The sequence below is a fragment of the Blautia sp. DFI.3.45 genome, from assembly GCF_020593505.1.
GTDB lineage: Bacteria > Bacillota > Clostridia > Lachnospirales > Lachnospiraceae > Blautia_A > Blautia_A wexlerae.
This window is the reverse complement of sequence record NZ_JAJDMI010000139.1, coordinates 1-834: the sequence shown is the minus strand read 5'-3', so window position 1 is coordinate 834 and position 834 is coordinate 1. Positions and strand designations below refer to the sequence as shown.

1 pseudogene is annotated in these 834 nt (G+C 37.9%); it reads left to right on the top strand.

The features are described 5' to 3' along the window. Positions 1–424: pseudogene (locus LJE09_RS17270) on the top strand (DUF1254 domain-containing protein); the annotation flags it as partial. Between the last annotated feature and the right edge of the window lie 410 nt (positions 425–834).

Genomic DNA, 834 nt, shown 5'->3' with positions numbered 1-834 from the left:
GCAGGAAGCTCCCACTTCAAAATCTGTAAGATTTAAGTGGCGAGAGCATGTCACTAAGGCCAATGAGTTGATGGTAAAGAATTCTCCGGCAGCTGCGGATAAGGAAATGCTTGAAAAAATAGCAGCTGTGAATATAGGTCCTGGTATGGAATTTGACACTTCTGTTCTTACCGGTGATGTTGCAGAAAACTGGAAGACAATGCTGACAGAAATTCGGCTAAAGCTTATCAAAGAGGGCCAGAAATTCTCAAAAAAGCTTAGTCAGTGGGACTATTTTGGTGAACCGATCGGAGATTTCAATACAGAATATGCTTATCGTGCACTGGTAGCTCTTGCAGGGCTTGGTGCCAATACAGTTGAAGCTGCGCTGTATCCAAAGATAGAGCAGGATGCGGATGGAAATACTTTTCTTAACTTCCTGTAAAATTAACTCTCGATTCAAAAGAATGGCTTATTTATGCGGTTTATTCAAGATATGTAGTTAATAATATGAGAATTAATTACCTCTCGAGAGTTAACTTATAAAACAGCCACAAATCCATTGAGGTCAGAGTTCCTTATCGTGGAGCGACGACCTCAGTTTTTTTATAACCGTAAATTAACAAGGAAGATATTTGCAGATGGACGGATATTGGATTCAGGTTTAAAAAAGAACTTTTCTCATACAGGTATATGATTTATAATCATAATAAAAGGAAGATACTATAGTAATTCTTGTAAATAATGTATATTGATTCAGCTCATCAGAACATGAAATCCTGTTGAACTGTCTTAAATGCATTTAGGTAATTGCGAAACTCGCGGTGCTCGTTCGTAACCTTGAACCAAAACAAG